Genomic DNA, 22,139 nt, shown 5'->3' with positions numbered 1-22,139 from the left:
GCGTGGCCGACTGGAGCGGCAACCGACGGGTGGGAAACGAAGCCATTTTTGGCCTGCACAGCAGCCTTACATTCTGAACACCGGGCCGTTTTCACGCTCTGGCACGCACTACGCCATATACACGCCCGCACCATATGCCGGATGCAGTCCGTATCCTGCATATGGTGTGGTGCTCCCTCCCCCCATCAGGGGGTCATAAATATTACTTATCAAAATATCATAACAAACGATTGGACCGGCCTGTCCCGCCGCCGCCATGTTCCGCCACGGCAAAGCCCGCATGGGCAATGCGCATCCTGACCATGATGTAAAAGGCTGAATGAAATGGGGGCACAGACCGCAACTTTACCCCTGCCTGAACGCATTACCAGCGTGCTGATGCATCAAGTAAGGCGCGTTTCATGGATTTATGCGCCAACCCTGCCAGACCTGGCGTTCGCGGTACGGACATCGTTTGCCGCCATCATATCGCTATTGATCGCGATGTGGATGGAACTGGACAGCCCGCAATGGGCCCCCCTGACCGTATGGGTCGTGGCGCAGTCCTCACGCGGGGAAAGCCTGTCCAAGGCGCGCTGGCGCATTTTCGGCACCTTGGTGGGCAGTGTTGCGGCCATTACCCTGATGGCGGCCTTTCCACAGGCGCCAGGGCTGTTTTTCACCTGCCTGTCGCTATGGATCGGACTGTGCTGCGCACTGGCGACGCTGCTTGACCAGTACCGGGCGTACGGACTGGTGCTGACGGGGTTTACATCCGCCATCATCGCCACGGGGGCCATTGCACAACCCGATGATGTTTTTGCCATAAGTGTCGCGCGCAGCAGCTACATCATACTGGGTGTGCTGTGCGAAGCGGTACTGGCGGTCCTGTTCATGCCCCGTATGGTGGAACGTGCCCGCCAGCAGCTTCTCGACCGGTTGGCCGATACATTCCGCGCCACCTGCGCCACCATCATCCGGCATCCCGGCGCACAGGCCGGGCCGGAACAGCAGGCCATTACCGGCACCCTGCTGAAACGGATCGTAACGTTCAGCGGACAGATCGAATTCAGCGCGCTGGAGCTGGGACCGCGCAACCATGTGGGCGACCATGCCCGGCGTGCGCTGGCGGGTATGCTGGTCATGCTGGCGCAGGCGCGTGCGCTGCAGATCCTGTATCCCCGCATGACCGCGCCGCCACGCATGGACGGCGCACCGCCCGAACAGGCACTTGCGGCATGGCTGCAGGATAATGCGCCCAGACCTGCCACCGATACGGCAGACAACCCGGAATGGCGGCCGGTGACCACGGCACTGCTGTCCGAAGCCACGCGGGTCAGTAATGAAATAACCGCCTGTACCACTGCGCCACGTGGGGACCGGTTCCGCTTCAGCCTGACATCCCGTCGCCATATGCGTGAAGCCATCAACAACGGCCTGCGCGCGGCGGCCGCAATCATGGGGGCGTGCCTTGTATGGGAAATCACCGCATGGCACCACGGCCCCGCATTCATTTCCTTCGTCGCCCTGATTTATGGCCTGATGGCAACACGCGAAAACCCGCTGGTCGCCACCACGCCGTTCCTGAAAGGGGGCCTGTGGTGCGCGGCCACGGCAGCGGTCCTTGCACTATGGGTCATTCCCGCCATTACCGCGCCGGAAATCCTGCTGATGGTCCTGCTGGTGCCCATGACGGTGGGGGGGCTTGCCGCCCGCAGGCCCCAGCTTGCGGGCTACGCGTTTTCATTCAACATGTTCCTGCCGGTGTTGATCGGACCGATCAATCAGGGACGGTTTGATGAAATCTCGTTCCTGAACAATACCATGGCGTTCCTGGCCAGTATCATTTTCGTGCTCCTGACCTACCGGCTGGTCGTGCCTTTCCGCATGGATGTGCATGTCCGCCGGACGGAGATATGGGTCAGCCTGCGCCTGCGGCACCTGGCGCGGATGGACACCCGCACGGATGCGCCCGCCTGGCTGGCCAGCTGTGCCTCCAGCCTTGTACGTATCCTGTTTCAGGCCAACGCCCTGCCCCCACCCGTACTGGGGGCCTGTGTTGCGCGACAGATCATGTCCATGACGGTGGGCATCTATATCATCCGCTTGCGTGAACTGGTCCGCGAAGGCCAGCTATCCAAACGTGCAGAACGGATCGTAACCTTGTTCCTGGCGCGATGGGACAGGGGGCAGGCCGCATCCATGACCCCGTACATACTGGCATGGACCCGCCATGAACAGGCGCGCGCCACAACCCCGCGGGCCAGGGCGCAGATGGCGGAAGTGCTGGCGTGCCTGCATATCATTACTGCCGGCCTGCATGAAAATCCGGATGTCATGGCGTAAAAGGTGACAAAATATTTCTTATCGGATATGCCCTGAATATCAGACTGACCTGTATGTAAAAAAAGGATGACATCCATGCGCAAGATCGCTCTCCTGGGTGCCGTTGCGGCCATCACATGCGCCACGACTGCCCATGCCGAACCCGGTGGCTGCCTGAAATACGGCGCCGTTGGTGCAGTTGGCGGGCATGTCGCAAACCACCACACGGTACTGGGTGCTGCCGCCGGTTGCGTGACGGGCATGTACAAGCGCCACGAATACCGCAAGGAAGCCAAGGCAAAGGCCGCCCTGTATGATCAGGAGCATCCTGGCGCCAAGGGCAACTATAAAGCCAAGGCAACGGCGTATGATGTCGAACATTCGACAACACCGGGCAAGATGACACCCGACACTCCGGCCGCAGGCACGGTACCGGCCGCCGCCCCCGCCGCGCAGTAATCACGCCTGTCACGCAGGCAGCCGGCATGTCCGCTGCCTGCGGTTGCCCATCGGTATGGAAACGGGCATCCTGCGCCCATGTCACGGTTACGTGATATTTCCTTCCCGATAACAAGGTCCAGGGTCAGACATGCGTGCAATCCTATTCCTGTTCCGCTCAACGATGGCTGTCGTTGTGCCGGGGGCTATTGCATGGTGGCTGGCCGGGCCGTTTTTCCATATCCCGGTGCTGGGCATCGGCCTGGCGGTGGAAGCCGTGGTGTTCTGGGTCTGCGGCCTTTTATATACCGAGGATTATCCCCATCACATGATGACCTTCGCCGGGATGACCGTTGTGCTGGGATTGCTGAGCATCACGGTCATGCTGCCCTTCGCCCGCCAGTTTGTCATGCTGCATGGGGTGTAATGCGGGACGCCTGCATTACAGAACATACGATAAACAAAATATTTTCTTCATTAATCTGATTTCAGGAAAACTATTATCCGTAAGTGAAGTTAATCCGGTGTGGATCTCGTGACACCACAACGTCTCCCAATCCCTAAACTCGGCGTCCCGCTTCGGCGGGGCGTCCTTTTTTTATCCGCCATGTCCTGCCGCCTCACGTCACCCTGCGTAAAGCCATGAATAGCGGGCATGACTGATAGCCTGTCCTTTCCCCCTTCATACCCCCGCCGGGGATATGTATGCGCGCGACAGTGGGATAGGCTGCCGGAAACGGGATTAATCAGGGAATACCCATGAAAAAAAGACTGCTGGCCGCGATATTCTGCCTGTCCATGCCTGCAGGGTCCGCATTTGCGACGGATGGCACGACGCCGTTCCTGGCAAACTGCAGCGTATGCCATCAGGCCAATGCACAGGGCGTGCCGGGGCAGTTTCCGCCACTGGCCGGACGGGTGGACAGGATTGCCAGCACGCCGGAAGGCAGGCAGTACATCGTGGGCGTTGCGCTGAATGGCCTGATGGGGCCAATCACGGCGGGAGGTAATGCCTATAGCGGGTTCATGCCATCGTTCAAGATGCTGCCTGATGACCAGATCGCCGCCATCCTGAACCATGTGGCGGGTCTGCCGGGCGGCACGGATGCCACGATTTTCAGCGTCGATGACGTAGTTGCGGGACGGAAGAAATCCGCCACGCCCACCGGCATGGTGGAAAGGCGCAAGGCACTTGAGGCACAGCACCCGCTACCCTGATAGACCCGAAATCCAGCGACCATTATCATATGGGAAAATAATCAGATGACACCAGCAGTCAGACCGTAACCGAATAATGAAAAAAGGGGGAGCCACAGCCTGTCCCCCTTTTCTTCCCTGTCTGTCACCACGTAACGTGGCACGATGGTGCCGAATACGGCATTACCGACCCGACGCGCGTACGGCCGTGACCTCGATTTCAACCAGCCAGCCCGGATTGCCCAGATGGGCTACGCCAAAAGCGGAACGGACCGGCAGGTTCGGCTGCTTCGCCGTGCCAAAGAACTGGGTATAGGCCTTCATCATCCCGTTAAAATCCAGCTTACCCAGTTTCGGGTCCTCAACCATATAAACATGCATCTGGACCACATCGCCCAGACCCAGCCCCAGCTTTTTCAGTTCGCCCTGAATGGATTCCAGCGCGGCACGGGTCTGTGTCTGTGTATCGCCATAAGCTGCGATGGTATGCGGATCGGCTTTCTTATCCTGTACCGGAGCGCCCTGACCGCTTAGATAGATTGTCGAAGCCCCGGCCGGTACCTCGATCACGGTGGAAATGGGGAAATCCTCTTCCGGGTGACGTACGATGCCATCCGCCGCATGCGCGGGCAGCGCAGTCCCCACACCGGTCATGAGCGCAAGTGCGGCAAGGATCGTTTTCATACAGGACATCAATATATCTCCTTGGGCGGTATGGCTGGCCGCTGGGGCGTTACCTCGGCCGGAGTCACGGGATCCGTATAATTATTGCCAAAATGCGTGCGGATATAGGCCACGACATTGGCAATCTGCTGGTCCGTCAGCATTTCCGAAAACCATGGCATGCCGCCATACCCGTTCATGATGACATAGATCGGATAGGCGCTGACCTGCAGCTTGGCATTACCAGCCAGCGCCGGGAACTGCGCGCCTGCCCCCACGGCCCCTTTGCCATCGGGCATGTGACAACTCTGGCAGACGTGGTGGTACACGTCTTCCCCCGTCGCCATGGGCTGGACGGCGCCTTCAAACGCGCTGGCACTATCGGCATGTGCTGTCCCAAACGGGGCCAGCAGCGGCAGGACGAGCAGGGTGGAAAGGAGTGCGATCCTGCGCATCAGCTGGCTCCCTGTGCCCGTTTATGCAGTTGGGTTACGGCATCCAGCGCAGACAGGATGGCCCCTTCCTGCCAGCACCCGACATAGGATGCGTGCTCACCCGCCAGCACGATGCGGTTATCCATCGTACACAGCGTCCTGTAATGGGTCTTGCGGGCCTGCTCGCTCCACATGGAACAGCAGCCCATCGCCCACGGCACGCGGCTCCATGCCAGGCTGACACCGTTTGAAAACTCCTTGCGGTATGTGCCGGGGTGGAGGACCTCACCTTGTGCCAGCGCCTGTTCCAGCCGGGCCTCGGGCGTCATGCCTGCAAAGTCAAAGGCAGCGGGGCCAAACATGTATCCCCCCAGCAGCACTGCCGGACCACGGGAAAAATAGCCATGGCTGGGATATGAAATCTGGCTGATCGGCTGGTCGGTATAGCTTATGCCGCCGTAAATCTGGTCATCTTCTTCCCAGAAGCGGCGCCTGAACTCCATCCCCATCTTGACCGAGGACGCATAGGGCACAGCCATGATTGCGGCCTTCATCGGCGCGCTGACCTGTACATCCAGCTGTGACAGGATGGACAGCGGAATGGTGCATACGCAGTAATCAGCCTGTGCCTGCCGCACCACGCCGCCATGGTTCATGTCATTATACATGACCCTTACGCCATGATCGTCCTGCTGTATGGATGTCACCTTGCAGTTCAGGGTAATCAGGTCATGCACCTGCCGGCTGAAGCCCTTTCCGATCATGTCCATGCCGCCTACGGGCTGGAACATGGTTGTCTGCATTTCAAGGCGTTCGTGGAAGGCCATCCATGTCCATAGTCCTGAGCGCATGACATCCTTGCGGGCAAACGGGTCCGACGGGACCGGTGCGCCCTCGATCCCGCCGCCCTGCGGCCGGATATAGCCACGACGCTGGGAACTGGTATCGCCCTTGCGGTATGCCATATCCGGGTCAAGGGCGCCCCACTGTTCCATGGCGGTGCGCAGGTGTTCGCGTTCATCCGCGCCCACCACGTCATCCAGCTTGTGCTGATCGATCGCCTTGCCCAGCAATTCAGCCGTAAAACCGGTGAAGTCGCTGGAGAATTCACGGTAGCGGACCGGCTTGCCATCAAACGCGGTGGAGGAATGAAGCCATGAATTATGGTTCAGTTCCACAAACGGTTCCAGTTCCACCCCGAATTCGCGGCAGTAATGCAGCAGGCCCTGATGGTGATAGGGAATGCGCCACGGACCAGGATTGATGTAATTGCCCGACGCGAAGCCGACCTTCTGCACAGCCCCGCCCAGTTCGGTTACCGTGTCACCGCCACGCAGGCTGATATTGCGCCCCCCGCTACGTCCCTGGAATTCCAGGACCTGCACCGCGTACCCGGCCTTGCGCAGTTCATAGGCGGACAGCATGCCGGCCAGTCCCGCACCCAGCACCAGCACGCGCGTCCCACGTTTCGCACCCGACAGGACCGGAGGAGCCGTGAAATCCGTCCCCTGCGCATGCCCCATGGCAGTCATGGCCTGATACAGTGCCGCACTACCGGCAAGCGTGCCGATCCGGGTCAGGAGCTGTCTGCGCGTGGGGGCCTTGTGCGGATGGGGGTCTGTCATCAATCAATCCCAAGCAATCAACGAAAACAATAGGCTATCTTAACAGCCTTTTCCGGCTGCACCATGTCCCGTCCGGAACAATCCCGGTTCGAAATGCAATGTGTTTATATCATACAATACAAAGTATATTTTAAAAATATAATTTATCTTGATATTTTATATTATATTTCTTTATTTTTTATACAGTTAATATATAAATAATTAATGTTTTTTCACAACCGGAACGTTCCATTTTATTCGTTTGCCCGGGATGTGAAATATTAAATCTCTAAAGTAACGTTTGTAATTTCATGTCCCTGTTTTACAGCGTTCGGGAACCCTGCCCGCATCCATGCATTGGCATGCCGTTCATGACCGGAAAAGGGTAAGCCATATTTTAATATCCTCGCCCATACCGTGGTGACATGATTTGTCATAATTCATCCATCATGAAACGGAAAAACCGGCATGGCGCACGACAACGCAAACGCCAATCCCGCCCCGCTGGGGCTTATGGGGTTTGGCATGACCACCGTTCTGCTCAACCTGCACAATGCCCAGATCGTGCCAATGGGATCGGCCATCCTGGCCATGGGGCTGGTCTTTGGCGGTATCACGCAGTTCATCGCGGGGATACTGGAATACGGCAACCGCAATACGTTCGGCATGACAGCTTTCATGGCCTATGGGGCATTCTGGATTTCGCTGGCTGTATTGCTATTCCTGCCACGCTGGGGGCTGGCGCCTGAATCCTCCCCGGCGCTGCTGGGCGGTTACATGTGGGTATGGGCGCTGTTTACGGCCGTTATGGCAGTGGGGTCGCTGGCGGCGTCACGCATGCATCAGGTCGTATTTTTCAGCCTGACGCTGCTGTTTGCCCTGCTTGGCTGTGCGGAAGTCTCCGGCCGCGCCGTGCTTGGCATTATTGCGGGGTATGAAGGGCTGATCTGTGGCCTGAGCGCGATATATCTGGCTGCCAGTGAGATTTTTGAAGCCCAGTTCGGCCACGCCATCCTGCCGGTCGGATGGCCGCGCCCCCCAACCGATACCCCGCGCAGGGATGATCTTGTCGTTCATATTTCCTGAACAACGACCAGATTTTACCTGCCAGACGCCATGCCTGCCCGCTCGCGCTCCAGCAGCCACTGTTTGCGCCCGACACCCCAGCGATACCCTGACAGGCTGCCGTCACTGCGTATGACACGATGGCAGGGTATGACCACCGCCAGCCTGTTCGCGGCACATGCCCCGGCCACGGCACGCACGGCCCCCGGCCTGCCGATCCGTGCCGCCAGTTCCGTATAGGTCGTGGTAGTCCCGCACGGGATGGCGCGCAGGGCCTGCCATACCTGCTGCTGGAACGATGTGCCCTGTATGGTCAGCTTCAGGTCAGGCGGTGCCCAAGGTGTATCAATACATGCCTGCACCGCAGCAAGGGTACGATCCGCCATTTCGCCATGCACTGGATGGATACCCGGAAAGCTGTCCAGCGCCGTATGGTGAAGGGCTTCAGGATCATCCCCCAGCATGATGGCGGCAATGCCCCCTTCCCCCATCGCAACCATCACTGCCCCGAGGGCGGACTGGCCCATGATAAATTGGGTAGCCGTAGCGGTTGGCAATTGTGATTTCATGACCGGGATATCCCCTGTGGGTGCACGACCCTATCGCATGCACTGCCACGGATACAACAGGGATGAGATGCCTGACGCCGACCCGATCTGGCCGTTACGGGAGCCGTTCCATGCAGGGTATCCCGCAAATCATAAAGATTTTTCAGGAAACGCCGCCTTTTGAAGAAAGGCAGCGCCAAAAAGATCTTTATTTATCAATCATTTTTTCAACGGTCCTTTAACGCAGGATACCGGTATGTCCGATGGAATACCGTCCCGGCTGCGGCCATACGGTCAGGCCATGTGGTTCCAGCCCGACAGGGATGCTGCGGGTCGCACCCGTGGTGGTGTCGATGGCGTAGACAACATCATCAAACCGACCGGACAGCCACAGCGTTTTGCCGTCATTGCTGACATTGCCCATATCGGGGCTGCCGCCACCGGGAATGGGCCAGTTGGCCACGACCCTGTCCGTTGCGAAATCAATCACGCTGACCCCGCCGGCCTTGCTGTGTGGCGCGCCATGGATCTTGTGCGACCCGCGATTGGCTACGTACATCTTTGTGCCATCACGGCTGGGATACAGACCATGCGTGCCAATGCCGGTGGGAATGAAACCCGTTTCACGGAAAGAGTCGCCATCGATCACGAACACACCATCCGCATGCATGTCCGCCACATAGAATTTATGGCCGTCCGGCGCGGTCAGGATATCCTGCGGCATGCCGCCACGCGACAGCTTCATGTACCCGATCAGCGTACGGTTGACGGTATCGACCTTGGCCAGGTAGCCGCCAAATTCACAGGTGAAAATGGCATAGCGTCCATCAATGGAAAAATCGGCGTGGTTGACACCCTTGCATTCCGGGACCGATACCGAACCCTGCATTTCCATCGTATGCGGATCACGGAAATCAAGCCGTTGACGTGCCTCGGCCACCGTAATGGCGGATTTGCCATCGGGGGTGAAATACATGTTGTACGGATCATCCACCGCCACATTGGGCAGCGGTTGCGTGGTGCGCGGGTCGATGGGCGTCAGGCTGCCATTGGTCGTGCCTTCGGCATTGTTGGTGACCCACAACGTGCGCAGGTCCCATGACGGAACGACATGCTGCGGGCTTTTGCCCACCTTGAAACGCGCCACGACCTTGTACGTCTGCGGGTCGATCACATACACATTGTTCGACCGCAGGTTGGGCACGTAAATGCGCGGCGGATCCTGCGCCACCTCGGGGTTGAGGTTCCCGGCCCGGGTTTCGGTATAGATATTGGCCGGGTCCACCACAGGCGGCATTCCGGGAATGGTATCCACGGCCTGCGCAAGCGCGCTGCCACCCGGCAGCAGGAGCATGCCCAGTCCCAGAACCGGCAGCTTTTTCTTTTGTATCATAGTGTGATCCTGTTCCTTGCGGCCCCTATAGCACGCCGTGTGGCTGGTGCAATCAGTGCGGATTCTGTCCTGTTGGATCGTGTTGCATGGCCGCCACGGCCGCCGCCACCTGCATGTTGGCCCCCACCTGACCCAGCGCCGCACTGGCCTGTCGGGGGTCGCCGCCGTACACGCCCTGCGCTGCGGTGGGCAGGGGCGCTGCCCGCAGGGCCTGCGTGCGCACAAGGTCAGGGTCCAGCGCCAGCGTGAGCGACGTATCGGACAGATCGGCATGCATGCCGACCTCCGCCGCGTGGCCATGCTGGCGCAGCCAGGTGGAATAGGCACCGGGCACCACGTCATAATAATTCGCGACATACAGCACATGCGCGCCCTGCCCCTGCCAGCGCCGGTTGAGTGTATCCGCCACCGCGCGCAGGTCCTTCTGGTAGCCGCCGTGGTCGCCAATCAGCACCACGCGCCTGAACCCCTGCACCCGGAAGCTTTCCGCCGCGTCCGACAGCAATGCACGGAAGGTTGCAGGCGTAATGCTGATCGTGCCGGAAAAACGCATGTGGGACGTGCGCGGCGACGTGCCGCCTTCGGGCACATACGCCACTACGGGCGCGACAAGGGCGTGCCCGGCATCACGCGCGATGCGGCGTGCAAGGACCATGGCACGCACGTCGTGCTTGCCTACCGCGATATAGGGGCCACTCTGTTCCGTGCCGCCGACGGGTAGGATGATGGTGGTATCGCCCGCATGGATGGCGTCACGGATTTCGGTCCATGTCAGATCCGCGAAATCAACCGTATCGGGCGTGGCCGCGCACGTGGGCGTGCTGCCATACAGCGCCAGCGCCAGCGCCAGCGAAAGCCCGGACAGGAAACCAGAGAACATACGCATGAACGGCAGCCACCCCACAATGACGCGTGATACACGCCGTTCCTGTGCCCTGTACACGGGCAATTGGCAACCGTCATGCAGAAGGTGAATGAAACCCCGCCCGTTCATACCCGTTGGAAAAGCCAGATCTTCCCCCCATCCCTGTTTTTTCCACATTCACCTGCACGGATATGTACGCACGCCATGGTAAAGACATCCCATAACCCCACATCCTCCACCACGCATACCGGCGCGGGTGGCGAAACCCACCAGACGGCAGGGGGCGATACCCCCGTCATGACCACCCAGCAGGGTGTCGCGGTATCGGATGACCAGAATACCCTGCGCGCGGGTGCCGGTGGACCGGCGTTGATGGAGGATTTCCATTTCCGGGAAAAAATCTTCCATTTCGACCATGAACGCATTCCCGAACGCGTGGTCCACGCCCGCGGTTATGGCGCGCATGGCTATTTCGAACTGACCGACAGCCTGAGCGATGTCTGCAAGGCCGATATTTTCGGCAATGTGGGCGAGCGCACGCCCGCCTTTGTCCGGTTTTCCACGGTTGCGGGCAACAAGGGATCAGCGGACGTGGTGCGCGACGTGCGCGGCTTTGCCGTTAAACTGTATACAAAACAGGGCAACTGGGACCTTGTGGGCAATAACATCCCCGTATTTTTCATACAGGACGCCATCAAGTTCCCTGATTTCGTCCATGCGGCCAAACAGGAACCGGATCGCGACTTTCCACAGGCACAGACGGCGCATGACAATTTCTGGGATTTCGTATCGCTGTCGCCCGAAGCCACGCACATGGTCTGCTGGGCCATGTCCGACCGCGCCATCCCCCGCTCGTTCCGCTTCATGGAAGGGTTCGGGGTGCATACTTTCCGGCTTATCAATGACGAAGGTCATTCGACCTACGTCAAATTCCACTGGAAGCCGAAGCTGGGACTGCAGTCGGTCGTGTGGAACGAGGCACTGAAGATCAACGGGGCTGACCCCGATTTCCACCGCCGCGACCTGTGGCAGGCCATAAACAGCGGTAATTTCCCGGAGTGGGAACTGGGCGTGCAGTTGTTTGACGATGACTTTGCCGACAGTTTTGACTTTGACATCCTGGATCCCACCAAGCTGATCCCCGAGGAACTGGTGCCTGTCCGTCGCGTCGGCCGCCTGGTGCTGGACCGCATGCCGGACAATTTTTTTGCCGAAACCGAGCAGGTTGCCTTCTGCACCCAGAATGTCGTGCCCGGCATCGACTTCACCAATGACCCGCTGCTGCAGGGGCGCAATTTTTCCTACCTCGATACCCAGACCAAGCGCCTTGGCGGCCCCAACTTCACGCATATCCCCATAAACGCGCCCAAATGTCCGTTCCACAATTTCCAGCAGGACGGGCACATGGCCATGCACAATCCGAAGGGCCGGGCCAATTACGAACCCAATTCGTGGTCCCAGCCCACCGGCGGCCCGCGTGAAAGCGTGAATGGCTACCGCTCTTACCCCGATACGATATCGGGCCAGAAGGTCCGCCAGCGTTCGGAAAGCTTTGCCGACCATTACAGCCAGGCCCGCCAGTTCTTCATCAGCCAGACCCCGGTGGAACAGACGCATATCCGCGATGCGTTCGTATTTGAACTGAGCAAGGTGGAAACCCCCGCCATCCGTGCCCGCATGATCAGCCACCTGCTGCATGTCGATCAGGGTCTGGCCGAAGGGGTGGCGAAAGGACTGGGCCTGTCGCCCCTGCCCGCACCGGCACAGGCCGCTCGGCCTGTGGTGGAAGGACTGCAGCCGTCGCCCGCGCTGAGCATCCTGAAAAACGGACCGGACAGCTTTGCCGGTCGTAAACTGGGCATTGTCGTAACAAACGGGGTTGATGCCGCCCTGCTGGCGGCCCTGCGCAACGCGGCCGAGGACGCGGGCGCCACGGTCGAACTGATCGCTCCCACCGTAAGCGGCGTGAGGGACAGCGCGGGCCATGACCTGATCGCGCAGCAGAAGATCAATGGCGGTCCATCCGTGCTGTATGATGCCGTGGCCCTGCTGCCCACGGTCGAGGGAGCCAATGTGCTGCGTCACGAAGCCACCATGCGCGACTTCATTTCCGACGCTTTCGCGCATGCCAAGTTCATCGCACATAACGACGCCGCCGAAATCGTGCTGGCGGCGGCAGGACTGCACCCCAAGGCGCGCGACAGGGGCGTGATCGCCATACACAGTGCGCAGGATGCGGCCAGTTTCATCCAGACCTGCGCAGCACTGCGGCTGTGGGAACGTGAAGGCCACGTCCACGCTGTCTGACCCCTTGCGTCCGGCTACCCCCCGCCCCCACAATAAAGGGGTAGCCGGACGGACCCAGCCCGGCGTTGCGACAGGCAGGAACCACGACCATGACCGATGCCCCGGCAGCCAACCGGCCCCATGTCTCCATCACGTACTGCACGCAGTGCAACTGGCTGCTGCGGGCGGGATGGATGGCGCAGGAACTGCTGTCCACCTTCGGGCAGGATCTGGGCAGCGTGACCCTTATCCCTGGCAGTGGCGGGCATTTTGAAATCATGGTTGATGGCCGCAGCGTGTGGGAACGCAGGCGTGATGGGGGGTTTCCGGGGCCAAAGGAACTGAAGCAGCGCGTACGCGACATCATCGCCCCCGACCGGGACATGGGCCATATCGACCGTAAAAAAACCGGACCGGATAAGCCTGCGGGCACATTGTAACGCCCCCCTGCCCACACCATAATAACGGGTATGATCACATCATACGCCCCCACCGCCATGCATGGCGCAAACACCCACGATATCCGGCAGGAGGTGGCGCGCCTGCGCAGGCTTGCAACATTGCTTGATGCGGCCTTCCGCATTCCCGGCACGAAGGCGCGCTGGGGACTGGATACGCTGATCGGGCTGCTGCCCGTGGGCGGGACGGCGATCATGCTCGTGCCCTCGCTCTACATCGTGTGGAAAAGCTGGCATCTGGGAGTGGGACGGCCCGTGCTTGTGCGCATGACGGGCAATATCATGGTGGAAGCGGCGGCGGACCTTGTGCCGGTGCTGGGGGATGTGTTTGACACCGCATTCAAGGCCAATCTGCGCAATGTCGCCCTGCTGGAACAGCATTTCGGCCTGACCGTGCCCCGGACGCCGTGACCATGACGGGCCTGCCCGCCCTTGCGCGCATGGCCCGATATAATACACAACATGACATGATCCGTTTTTCCCCGCGCCAGATCCCTGCCCTCCATGTCCGCCACGCCTGACCATACGCTGGCGCTCGCGCTAGACCTGCTGCGGCGGGGGCAGTTCGCCCATGCCCGCGCCATTCTGGAGGACTGCCCGGCCTCCCCGCGCGTCGAAATCCTGCTGGCGCATGCCCATGCGGGATGTAACCGCGTGCAGGAAGCTGCCCGGCTGCTGTGCCGTCAGGCCGTGGCCAATCCCGGCGCGCGCCATCCAGCTTACGATATGCTGGCCCTGCTGCTGCCACATGACCGGGTGGACGAAGCCGAAGCCGTCCTGCGCGCGGTCCGCCAGCGTGCGCGGCAGGACATTCGCACGCATGACATGCTGGGGGAACTGCTGCTGCAGCGCGGCCGCACGGCGGAAGCACAGGAAATTCTGGCCGACGGCCTGAGCCTGTCCCCCGCGCAACTGAGTACCGGCAACCTCATGGCCGTATGCCTGATGGAACAGGGGGAATTCGCCGCCGCGCACGACCTGTTGCATTACATCCTGAAACATCATCCCGACAGTGCCATGACACAGGCCAACCTTGCACACCTGCTGGGGGCATGGAACAGGCTGGATGCGGCGTTGCAGGCCCATTCCCGCGCACTGGCGCTGCGCCCCGATGATGCACGCCTGCGCATGAACCATGCACTGACGCTGCTGAAAAACGGCAGCATGGCCGAAGGCTGGGCTGAATATGAATGGCGACGCAGGATGCCCGGCCGCCAGCGCCTGCCCGAACAGTCTATGCTGCCTGTCCTGTCGCCGGATGCCAGCCTGCATGGCCGGTCCATCCTGATTACCCGCGAAGGGGGACTGGGGGACATGCTGATGATGCTGCGCTTCGTGCCAGTGCTGGCGGGCATGGGGGCACGGGTCAGCATACAGGCCCCCGAGACGCTGCATGGCCTGATCCGGCGCATGGGGGGGGTACGGCGCGTGTTCAGTGAACGGGTGTCCCTGCCGCCACATGACTGGCATTGCCCCTTCCTCAGCCTGCCACACGTGCTTCGTAACACAGCCGGTCATGCCGGGTTGGACGTTCCCTACCTGCGCCCCAGCCCCGAACTGGTGCGGCAGTGGGCACCGTTCCTGCCCATGGGCACGGACCTGCGCGTGGGACTGGTCTGGGGTGGGGCCAGCCGACCGGATGTTCCCGCAGCCCACGCCATGGATCGCCGCCGGTCGATCCCGCTACGCAAACTGGCACCGCTGGCCGGTATGCCCGGTATAAGTCTGGTCAGTCTGCAAAAGGGCACTTATGCCCGGCAGATGCATGACATGCCTGCGGGCATGCGCCTGTATGATCCGATGGAAAGCGTGCGCGACATGGATGACACGGCAGCCCTGATCGCGGGGCTGGATGTGGTGGTGTCGGTTGATACATCGGTGGCCCACCTGGCGGGCGCCATGGGGTGTCCCGTTATCCTGCTGGACCGGTTCGACAACTGCTGGCGCTGGCTTTCGGGTCGGACGGACAGCCCGTGGTATCCAACCCTGCGCATCATACGCCAGATCCATGCCGGAAAATGGGAAGACGTGGTCCACCGGTTATGCAGCATGCTGGCCAAGCGTGATTTTCCGCCTGCACGCACGCCGGACGATGTGCATGGCCAGTCATGAATAACGCCGTGGATGCCTCTCGTATAATCTGAAGAGGCGTTGAGCCTGCAGATCATAAAAAATTTTCAGGAAACGCCGCCTTTTAAATTAAAGACGGCACCCGAAAATCCTGTTTATCCTGAAAATAGCTCCTTATTCCACAACCGTAGGAAAACGCCCGGCAAAGGCGATTTCCGCCAGTGGCCTGCGGGCAGAAGGTGCTTCCCGCGCACGCAGGGATTCAGGCAGGCTGGCGGCGTCTCCCTGCCGCCCGATGACAATGGCCGCGTTCAGGGCGTAATCATCGGGCAGTTCCAGACCAGAACGTGCCTGTCTGTGGTCAAACCCGCTGACGGGATGGGCTGCCCAGCCGGCCTTGCTCAACTGGAGTTGTACCAGCACCGATGCCGCACCCGCATCGAATGAATGGGTGGGCGCGGGCACGGGTTCGGCCGCACCACCGCCTGTCACGGTATGGGACGCGATATAGACCAGCGCCGATGCATTCTGCGCCCATGCATGGTTGAACGGAATCAGCCACGACAGGAAACGTTCCCAGTCCGGAGTGTCCCTGCGGGCGTAAATGAAACGCCACGGCTGCGCGTTATAGGCGGATGGTGCCCACCGTCCGGCATCAAGGAAGGACAGCAGTTCCCCCTCTCCGATCAGGGCGGGCGTGAAGGCGCGCGGAGACCAGCGATCAAGGATCAGCCGGTCCACGGGGGTGTCGGATACGCGATCAGGGGCTTTGGTCATGTCAGGCCTGTATGGTTGAAAAGGGAAAGGATGGAAGCATGCCAGCGCTCCTAATCATCATGCACACCCAGCGCGTCCAGCAATACGCCACGCAGATGGATGAAACCCGGATCGGCATGATGTCGCGGCCGGTCAAGGGGAATGGCCAGATCGGTGCGGATACGACCATGGTCCAGCACAATGGCGCGGTCCGCCAGCAGCAGGGCTTCATCCACATCATGCGTGACCAGCAGCACCGCGCAGGCATGGCGTGCCCATAACCGCGCCACCAGCCGCTGCATCTTCAGCCGCGCCAGCGCATCAAGGGCGGCGAAAGGTTCATCCAGCATAAGGAAGGCAGGCCTGCGCACCAGCGCACGCGCCAGTGCGGCGCGCTGTGCCTCCCCACCCGACAGGGTCAGCGGCCACGCATCAACGCGGTGGCCCAGCCCGACTTCCTCCAGCACCGCAAGCGCCCGATCGCGCCGGTCAGCCCCAGCCTGCCCCAGCACGACATTTTCCCACACCCGCTTCCACGGCAGCAGGCGCCCGTCCTGAAACACGACCGAAACCGCGTCAGGACGGAAAAGCGTGCCTTCATGCACCGGGTCAAGACCAGCCAGCGTACGCAGCAGGGTGGACTTGCCCGAACCACTATGGCCCAGCAACGCCACGAATTCTCCCGGCGCGATGGTCAGGTCAAGTCCGTCCAGCACCGCAGGCCCGTGTCCGAATCGCCGTGTCAGGCCATGAACGGCCACACCGCCATCACGGGGTGCTATCGCATCATGCATCCTATCCGTCATGAATACCGCGTTCATGCCGCCTGCCCCCGTCGGTGCGATGGTCGCCATGACAGGAATGTACGCTCCATCAACCTCACGATCTGGTCCGATACAAGACCCAGCAGGCCATAGATCACCAGCCCCACCATGATGATATCCGTCCGCATGAAATCCTGTGCTTCCATCATCATATGCCCGATCCCGCTTTCGGCATTCACCTGTTCCGCCACCACCAGCATGAGCCACGACATGCCCACCGCGAAACGCAACCCAACCAGCAGGTCTGGCAGCGCACCGGGCAGGATGACGTCGCGTATGGTCCGCACACGCGACAGACCCAGCGTGCGGGTCATTTCCAGCAGGCGGGGATCAATCGAACGGATGCCCTTGTGCAGGTTGAGATAGATGGGAAAGGTCGCCCCCAGTGCGACAAGGGCGATCTTGGGCGTCTCCCCGATACCGAACCACAGGATGAACAGCGGCACCATGGCAAGCGCAGGCAGCGTGCGCAGGATCTGCAGCGGGGCATCGACAAGATCCTCCCCCAGTCGCGACAGGCCCGACACCAGCGCAAACCCCACCCCCAGCGCCACGGCAATCAAAAGGCCGGTGGCCGCGCGGGCAAGCGAGACACCAAGGTTCGCCCCCAGCGTGCCATCGCGCAACAGGCTCCACCCCGTCATGATCACCTGAACGGGTGATGCCACCAGCCGGGTGGAGACAATTCCCATCGAACACGTCCCCTGCCACAGCAGCACCAGAATGACCGGCGAGGCATAACGCAGCAGGCCCCGTGCCGCCACATTGCGGAACATGGCGCGCCCGGCAGGCCACGGGACGGACGCGGACGGAATGACATTGGCGGGCATACGCGCCGATCCTTCATGCAACAGGCGTGCAAAACAGCTTCACCCAATTCCCGCACTATGAAGGAAAATATGATTAACACAACTGTTTTTGTATTTATTTAAAATTATATGATATTTCCGCGCTTTATAATTCAACAAAAAATATCGTTTTATATGTCTGCCCCCTTTTCCCTGACGCCGGAGAAAAGGGGGGCAGACATATGTTCAGCCCTGATAAATACGCCCCGGCGGCAGCAGTTTCCCGGGATTGAGGATGTGGTGGGGGTCCATGGTGTTCTTCAGCGCGCGCATGACGCTCAATGTGCCATCGCCATGTTCGGTTTCCAGAAATTCCAGCTTGCCCATGCCCACGCCATGTTCCCCGCTGCACGATCCCCCCAACGCCAGCGCGCGGAACACGATTTTCCGGTCCAGGTCCAGTGCGCGCGCATAACCCTGGGGCGTATGATCCGTAATGATCAGGGCATGGAAATTACCATCCCCCACATGGCCCAGCAGGGGCACGCGCAGGCCGGAACGGGCAATATCTTCGCGCACACCGGCAATCAGTTCCCCCAGACGGGAAATGGGCACGATGCAGTCGGTGGAAATGACGCGCGCGGTCGGTTCGATCGCCTTCGCTGCCCAGAATGCGTCATGCCGGGCTTTCCACAGCCGCGTGCGGTCTTCCGCCGTATCCGCCCAAGCAAAGGACAGGCCGTTATTGGACAGGGCAATCGCCTCGGTCTGGGTCACCTGTTCGGCCACCGCTGCCGGTGCGCCTGCGAATTCAAAGAACAGCGTGGTCAGCGGTTCATACCCGCTCAGACCGGAATAGCGGATGGAGGCCGCCATCTGCACGTCATCCAGCAGTTCAACGCGGCTTATGGGTATACCGCACTGGATGATTTCAATAGCCGTCTGCACGGCATCGTTCAGGTTGGCAAACTGGCAGACGGCAGCGGAAATGGTTTCAGGCCGCCCGTGCAGGCGCAACTGTACCTCGGTTACGATACCCAGCGTGCCTTCCGACCCGATGAACAGGGATGTCAGGTCATACCCGGTGGAGGACTTGCGCACGCGGCCGCCCGTACGGACGACCTCCCCCGTCGCCAGCACAACGGTCAACCCAAGAACATTTTCCTTCATCGTGCCGTATCGCACCGCTGCCGTGCCCGATGCCCGGGTGGCGCACATGCCGCCCAGCGTGGCTTCGCCGCCCGGATCGACCGGGAAGAACAGGCCCGTATCACGGATCTGCGCATTCAGGGCCTGACGGGTCAGGCCCGCCTGCACGCGGCAGTCCAGGTCCTCCGCATTGAGTTCCACGATGTCCGTCATGCCCGAAAGGTCAAGGCTTATGGCATGTTCTGCCGGGGTTACGTGTCCTTCCACCGATGTCCCGGCGCCAAAGGCCACGACAGGCACCCGGTGGGCATGACAGGCCCGCAGCACGGCTGCAACATCATCCGTCGCTTCCGCAAATACCACGGCGGCAGGCAGGCGTGCGGCATCCATGGCCTCGCCATGGCTGTGGGCTTCCAGCACGGAAGGAGACGTGCTGATCCGCACCCCCATGCCATTTTCACGCAAGGTAGCCAGCACACTGTCAAGACGCTCAGCGGGAGAAGAAAGGCAATCAGTCATTCAGGAAAACCATCCGGTCTGGAAACAGCACAATGGCATTGCCATAACACATGCGTCCGTGACCATGCCAACCGGCGCGACCGCTTCACGGGCTCCGCACGACAGGGTGGAAAAACCGCCCTGTCCACTACAACACGCGCACCCTGTATTACCATCATGAACAGATCGCTGCAGCCGATCCCGGGAACGGGGTTTCTGACGCAGAAATTTTCTACTGGATAGAAATATACTGTCATTTCTGCCCCTGGGGGCCGATATTAAAAAACTTTACAGGCTTTTGAAACGATGCCGCGCAATACAGTCAAAATTTTTTCAGTACATATTGCCGTCACCCGCAGGCAGCAAGGCGACGGCAGGTATGGTTTTCAGTCAAACGTTTTTCCACGCGGCCGTATGATCGGAAGGATATTGCCAGTTACGGCATAATACACACGTTCTGAAATATTCGTGGCATGGTCGCCAATACGCTCAAGGTTCTTGGCAATGAACAGCAGATGGGCGCATGGGCCAATATTGCGCGGGTCTTCCATCATGTAGGTTACCAGTTCACGGAACAGGGAGACATACAGTTCATCCACAGCCGTGTCCGAATGCCAGACAATACGCGCCAGTTCCGGGTCACGCTGGTCCATCGCATCAATGGTGCGCCGCAGGTTTTCCTGCACCAGACGCCCCATGCTGTGCAATCCCGTCAGCGAAATAGGACATGACAGCAGTTCGTTACGCATGGCTCGGCGCGCGATGGAAGCGGCGCAATCCCCGATACGTTCAAGATCACCCGAGATTTTCAGCGCAACCACGACCTCCCGCAGATCGCCCGCCATGGGTGCGCGCAGCGCCAGCAGGCGAATGACCAGCGCCTCGGTCTCGCGTTCCAGTTCATCAACCTGCGGATCCATTTCGGGCGCGTCCAGGGCCGCGTCCTCATCATGTTCGACCACGGCGGTAATGGCCTGCGCCACCTGCCGTTCCACCAGGCCACCCATCTTGTTCACCAGCGAACGGAGCTGTTCCAGTTCCTGTTCATAGCTCTGGACAGTATGTACGGATTCATGTGGCATTATTACTGCTTTCGCTCTCAGCCGAAGCGGCCGGTAATATAATCCTGGGTACGCTTGGCATGGGGGGCGGTGAACATCTTGTCCGCCGTGTCCACCTCCACCAGTTCGCCCATATAGAAAAACGCGACACGGTCCGCGCATCGTGCCGCCTGCTGCAGGTTATGCGTGACGATGGCGATGGAGAATTCCTGTTTCAGTTCATCCAGCAGTTCCTCGATACGCGCGGTGGAAATCGGATCGAGCGCACTCGTTGGTTCATCCAGCAGGATGACCTCGGGCCGTGTCGCAATGGTGCGCGCGATGCACAGGCGCTGCTGCTGCCCGCCCGACAGGGCGGCGGCAGAAGCATTGAGCCGGTCCTTGACCTCGTTCCACAGCGCCACGCGCCGCAGCACGCCTTCGACGCGCTGGTCCATGTCCGCGCGCGACAGGCGTTCATGCAGCCGTACGCCAAAGGCGATATTATCATAAATGGACATGGGAAACGGCGTGGGTTTCTGGAACACCATGCCAATGCGCGAACGCAGCACGTTCACATCCAGACCGGGGGAGAGGATATTGCGCCCGTCAAACAGTACTTCCCCCGTCGCGCGCTGACCGGGATAGAGGTCATACATGCGGTTGAGAATACGCAGCAGCGTTGATTTGCCACAGCCCGACGGGCCGATCATGCCCGTGACCTGATGGACCGGGAAATCAAGCGAGATCTCCTTCAGCGCATGATTGCTGCCGTACCAGAAATTCAGGTTGCGTATCGCCAGCGCCGGCAGGATCGTGTCGCGGCCCGTCGTGTCATCCATGATGATTTTGTTCATTGTTGTGCAGATCCGTTACGCGTTAGCCACCAGCGGGCGAGGATGTTCGTTGCAAGCACCGCGACAGTAATCAGCAATGCCCCGGTCCATGCCATCTGCACCCAGTCATCATAGGCCGAACCGGCGTACTGGTAGATCGTAACCGGCAGGCTGGCCATTGGTGCGTTGAGGTTGGTGGACCAGTTCAGATTGCCAAGGGAGGTAAAAAGCAGGGGCGCCGTCTCACCCGATATCCGTGCCAGTGCCAGCAGGATACCGGTCATGATGCCGCCACGTGCCGAACGCAGGCAGACATTCAGGATCACCCGCCAGCCCGGCGCACCCAGCGCATAGGCAGCTTCACGCATGGCACGGGGGACGAGGCGCAGCATGTCCTCGGTCGTACGGACAACGATGGGAATGAACAGGACCGCCAGCGCCAGCGTGCCCGCCATGCCCGAAAAATGCCCAGCCGGTTCCACGATGATCAGGTAGATGAACAGCCCGACCAGAATGGATGGCACCGACAGCAGCATGTCGGATACGAACCGGACCAAGGATACAATCCGCCCATCCTGACTGAATTCCGAAAGATAGATCCCCGCCATCATGCCGATCGGCGTGCCGATCAGGGCGGCAAGGCCGGTCTGTTCGCAACTGCCGATAATGGCGTTCGCCAGACCGCCGCCCGTGCCGGGGGCTGCCGTGCTGTGCAGGAACGTCGGCAGCGACAGCCCCCCTGCCCCACGCGTTATCAGTGTCCATAAAATCGAGAACAGCAGGAACAGTACGACAACCGTCGCCATGTTGCACAGCAGGCTGACAAACCGTTCAACCAGCCTGCGCCGTACGGCCTGCGCGCCGCCGCGCTGCCACCCACCGGCATCAGTGGATTGTGATTGGGGAGCCGACATCATGGACTT

At 60.4% G+C, this 22,139-nt stretch carries 22 protein-coding genes; 9 read left to right on the top strand and 13 right to left on the bottom strand.

What is annotated here, in order from left to right; all coding sequences use genetic code 11:
- Window positions 1-324 precede the first annotated feature (324 nt).
- The 4 genes from MSKU9_RS01585 (at window position 325) to MSKU9_RS01570 (ending at window position 3,960) form a co-directional block, all read left to right on the top strand.
- A complete protein-coding gene (locus MSKU9_RS01585; protein WP_141259602.1) occupies window positions 325-2,325 on the top strand; it encodes an FUSC family protein in 2,001 nt (666 codons plus the stop codon).
- A gap of 75 nt (window positions 2,326-2,400) precedes the next feature.
- Window positions 2,401-2,763, top strand: coding sequence for a hypothetical protein (locus MSKU9_RS01580; protein WP_141259601.1), 363 nt, complete (start codon window positions 2,401-2,403; stop codon window positions 2,761-2,763).
- Between the two features lie 130 nt (window positions 2,764-2,893).
- Window positions 2,894-3,169 (top strand): hypothetical protein, encoded by a 276-nt coding sequence (locus tag MSKU9_RS01575; protein ID WP_141259600.1) that lies wholly within the window; start codon window positions 2,894-2,896, stop codon window positions 3,167-3,169.
- 332 nt (window positions 3,170-3,501) lie between these two features.
- Window positions 3,502-3,960: a c-type cytochrome gene (locus MSKU9_RS01570; RefSeq protein ID WP_141259599.1), complete on the top strand. Its 459-nt coding sequence runs from the start codon at window positions 3,502-3,504 to the stop codon at window positions 3,958-3,960.
- A 162-nt stretch (window positions 3,961-4,122) separates the two neighbouring features.
- On the opposite strand, the gene MSKU9_RS01565 is transcribed toward MSKU9_RS01570, so the two are convergent.
- From MSKU9_RS01565 to MSKU9_RS01555, 3 genes are read right to left on the bottom strand one after another with little or no spacing between them, the layout of a single operon-like run.
- The gene (locus MSKU9_RS01565; RefSeq protein WP_141259598.1) at window positions 4,123-4,632 is read right to left on the bottom strand and encodes a RidA family protein; all 510 of its coding nucleotides are present in this window, start codon (window positions 4,630-4,632) and stop codon (window positions 4,123-4,125) included.
- Entirely contained in the window at window positions 4,632-5,057 is a 426-nt protein-coding gene (locus MSKU9_RS01560; RefSeq protein ID WP_141259597.1) for a c-type cytochrome, read from the bottom strand. Before MSKU9_RS01560 ends, MSKU9_RS01565 begins: the two co-directional genes overlap by 1 nt.
- A complete protein-coding gene (locus tag MSKU9_RS01555; RefSeq protein ID WP_141259596.1) occupies window positions 5,057-6,661 on the bottom strand; it encodes a flavin monoamine oxidase family protein in 1,605 nt (534 codons plus the stop codon). Before MSKU9_RS01555 ends, MSKU9_RS01560 begins: the two co-directional genes overlap by 1 nt.
- A gap of 447 nt (window positions 6,662-7,108) precedes the next feature.
- Here MSKU9_RS01555 and MSKU9_RS01550 point away from each other — a divergent pair, with 447 nt between their 5' ends.
- Window positions 7,109-7,726 carry an acetate uptake transporter gene (locus MSKU9_RS01550; RefSeq protein WP_141259595.1) on the top strand — a complete coding sequence of 206 codons (618 nt, stop codon included), beginning with the start codon at window positions 7,109-7,111 and terminating at the stop codon, window positions 7,724-7,726.
- A gap of 14 nt (window positions 7,727-7,740) precedes the next feature.
- Here the strand turns inward: MSKU9_RS01550 and MSKU9_RS01545 are convergent, their stop codons facing one another.
- The 3 genes from MSKU9_RS01545 to MSKU9_RS01535 form a co-directional block, all read right to left on the bottom strand.
- Window positions 7,741-8,274 carry a methylated-DNA--[protein]-cysteine S-methyltransferase gene (locus MSKU9_RS01545; RefSeq protein ID WP_141259594.1) on the bottom strand — a complete coding sequence of 178 codons (534 nt, stop codon included), beginning with the start codon at window positions 8,272-8,274 and terminating at the stop codon, window positions 7,741-7,743.
- Window positions 8,275-8,491: 217 nt separating this feature from the next.
- Window positions 8,492-9,646, bottom strand: a complete 1,155-nt coding sequence (locus MSKU9_RS01540; RefSeq protein WP_141259593.1) for a YncE family protein — start codon at window positions 9,644-9,646, stop codon at window positions 8,492-8,494.
- Window positions 9,647-9,698: 52 nt separating this feature from the next.
- Window positions 9,699-10,532, bottom strand: a complete 834-nt coding sequence (locus MSKU9_RS01535) for a creatininase family protein (RefSeq protein WP_193557606.1) — start codon at window positions 10,530-10,532, stop codon at window positions 9,699-9,701.
- A 183-nt stretch (window positions 10,533-10,715) separates the two neighbouring features.
- Between MSKU9_RS01535 and MSKU9_RS01530 the strand changes: the two genes are divergently transcribed.
- From MSKU9_RS01530 to MSKU9_RS01515, 4 genes are all read left to right on the top strand, one after another.
- Complete coding sequence (locus tag MSKU9_RS01530) at window positions 10,716-12,818, top strand: catalase (RefSeq protein WP_141259592.1); 2,103 nt, start codon at window positions 10,716-10,718, stop codon at window positions 12,816-12,818.
- Window positions 12,819-12,907: 89 nt separating this feature from the next.
- Window positions 12,908-13,237 (top strand): SelT/SelW/SelH family protein, encoded by a 330-nt coding sequence (locus MSKU9_RS01525; RefSeq protein WP_141259591.1) that lies wholly within the window; start codon window positions 12,908-12,910, stop codon window positions 13,235-13,237.
- A 30-nt stretch (window positions 13,238-13,267) separates the two neighbouring features.
- Window positions 13,268-13,666, top strand: coding sequence for a DUF4112 domain-containing protein (locus tag MSKU9_RS01520; RefSeq protein WP_141259590.1), 399 nt, complete (start codon window positions 13,268-13,270; stop codon window positions 13,664-13,666).
- 93 nt (window positions 13,667-13,759) lie between these two features.
- Window positions 13,760-15,367, top strand: a complete 1,608-nt coding sequence (locus tag MSKU9_RS01515) for a tetratricopeptide repeat protein (RefSeq protein WP_141259589.1) — start codon at window positions 13,760-13,762, stop codon at window positions 15,365-15,367.
- 132 nt (window positions 15,368-15,499) lie between these two features.
- On the opposite strand, the gene MSKU9_RS01510 is transcribed toward MSKU9_RS01515, so the two are convergent.
- The 7 genes from MSKU9_RS01510 to pstA form a co-directional block, all read right to left on the bottom strand.
- Entirely contained in the window at window positions 15,500-16,102 is a 603-nt protein-coding gene (locus MSKU9_RS01510; protein ID WP_141259588.1) for a nitroreductase family protein, read from the bottom strand.
- A 50-nt stretch (window positions 16,103-16,152) separates the two neighbouring features.
- Complete coding sequence (locus tag MSKU9_RS01505) at window positions 16,153-16,902, bottom strand: ABC transporter ATP-binding protein (protein WP_141259608.1); 750 nt, start codon at window positions 16,900-16,902, stop codon at window positions 16,153-16,155.
- Window positions 16,899-17,681 carry an ABC transporter permease gene (locus MSKU9_RS01500; protein ID WP_227000733.1) on the bottom strand — a complete coding sequence of 261 codons (783 nt, stop codon included), beginning with the start codon at window positions 17,679-17,681 and terminating at the stop codon, window positions 16,899-16,901. Before MSKU9_RS01500 ends, MSKU9_RS01505 begins: the two co-directional genes overlap by 4 nt.
- A 258-nt stretch (window positions 17,682-17,939) precedes the next feature.
- The gene (locus MSKU9_RS01495; RefSeq protein ID WP_141259586.1) at window positions 17,940-19,361 is read right to left on the bottom strand and encodes an FAD-binding oxidoreductase; all 1,422 of its coding nucleotides are present in this window, start codon (window positions 19,359-19,361) and stop codon (window positions 17,940-17,942) included.
- 365 nt (window positions 19,362-19,726) lie between these two features.
- Entirely contained in the window at window positions 19,727-20,422 is a 696-nt protein-coding gene (phoU, locus tag MSKU9_RS01490; RefSeq protein WP_162851910.1) for a phosphate signaling complex protein PhoU, read from the bottom strand.
- A 17-nt stretch (window positions 20,423-20,439) separates the two neighbouring features.
- On the bottom strand, window positions 20,440-21,237 hold the full coding sequence (pstB, locus tag MSKU9_RS01485; protein WP_141259585.1) for a phosphate ABC transporter ATP-binding protein PstB: 798 nt from the start codon (window positions 21,235-21,237) through the stop codon (window positions 20,440-20,442).
- Entirely contained in the window at window positions 21,234-22,133 is a 900-nt protein-coding gene (gene pstA, locus MSKU9_RS01480; RefSeq protein ID WP_141259584.1) for a phosphate ABC transporter permease PstA, read from the bottom strand. The genes pstB and pstA overlap by 4 nt, the downstream gene beginning before the upstream one ends.
- Window positions 22,134-22,139 lie beyond the last annotated feature (6 nt).

The sequence above is a fragment of the Komagataeibacter diospyri genome (assembly GCF_006538165.1).
Lineage (GTDB): Bacteria > Pseudomonadota > Alphaproteobacteria > Acetobacterales > Acetobacteraceae > Komagataeibacter > Komagataeibacter diospyri.
Note: the sequence above shows the minus strand (reverse complement) of the source record. Positions and strands in the feature narration are given on the sequence as shown.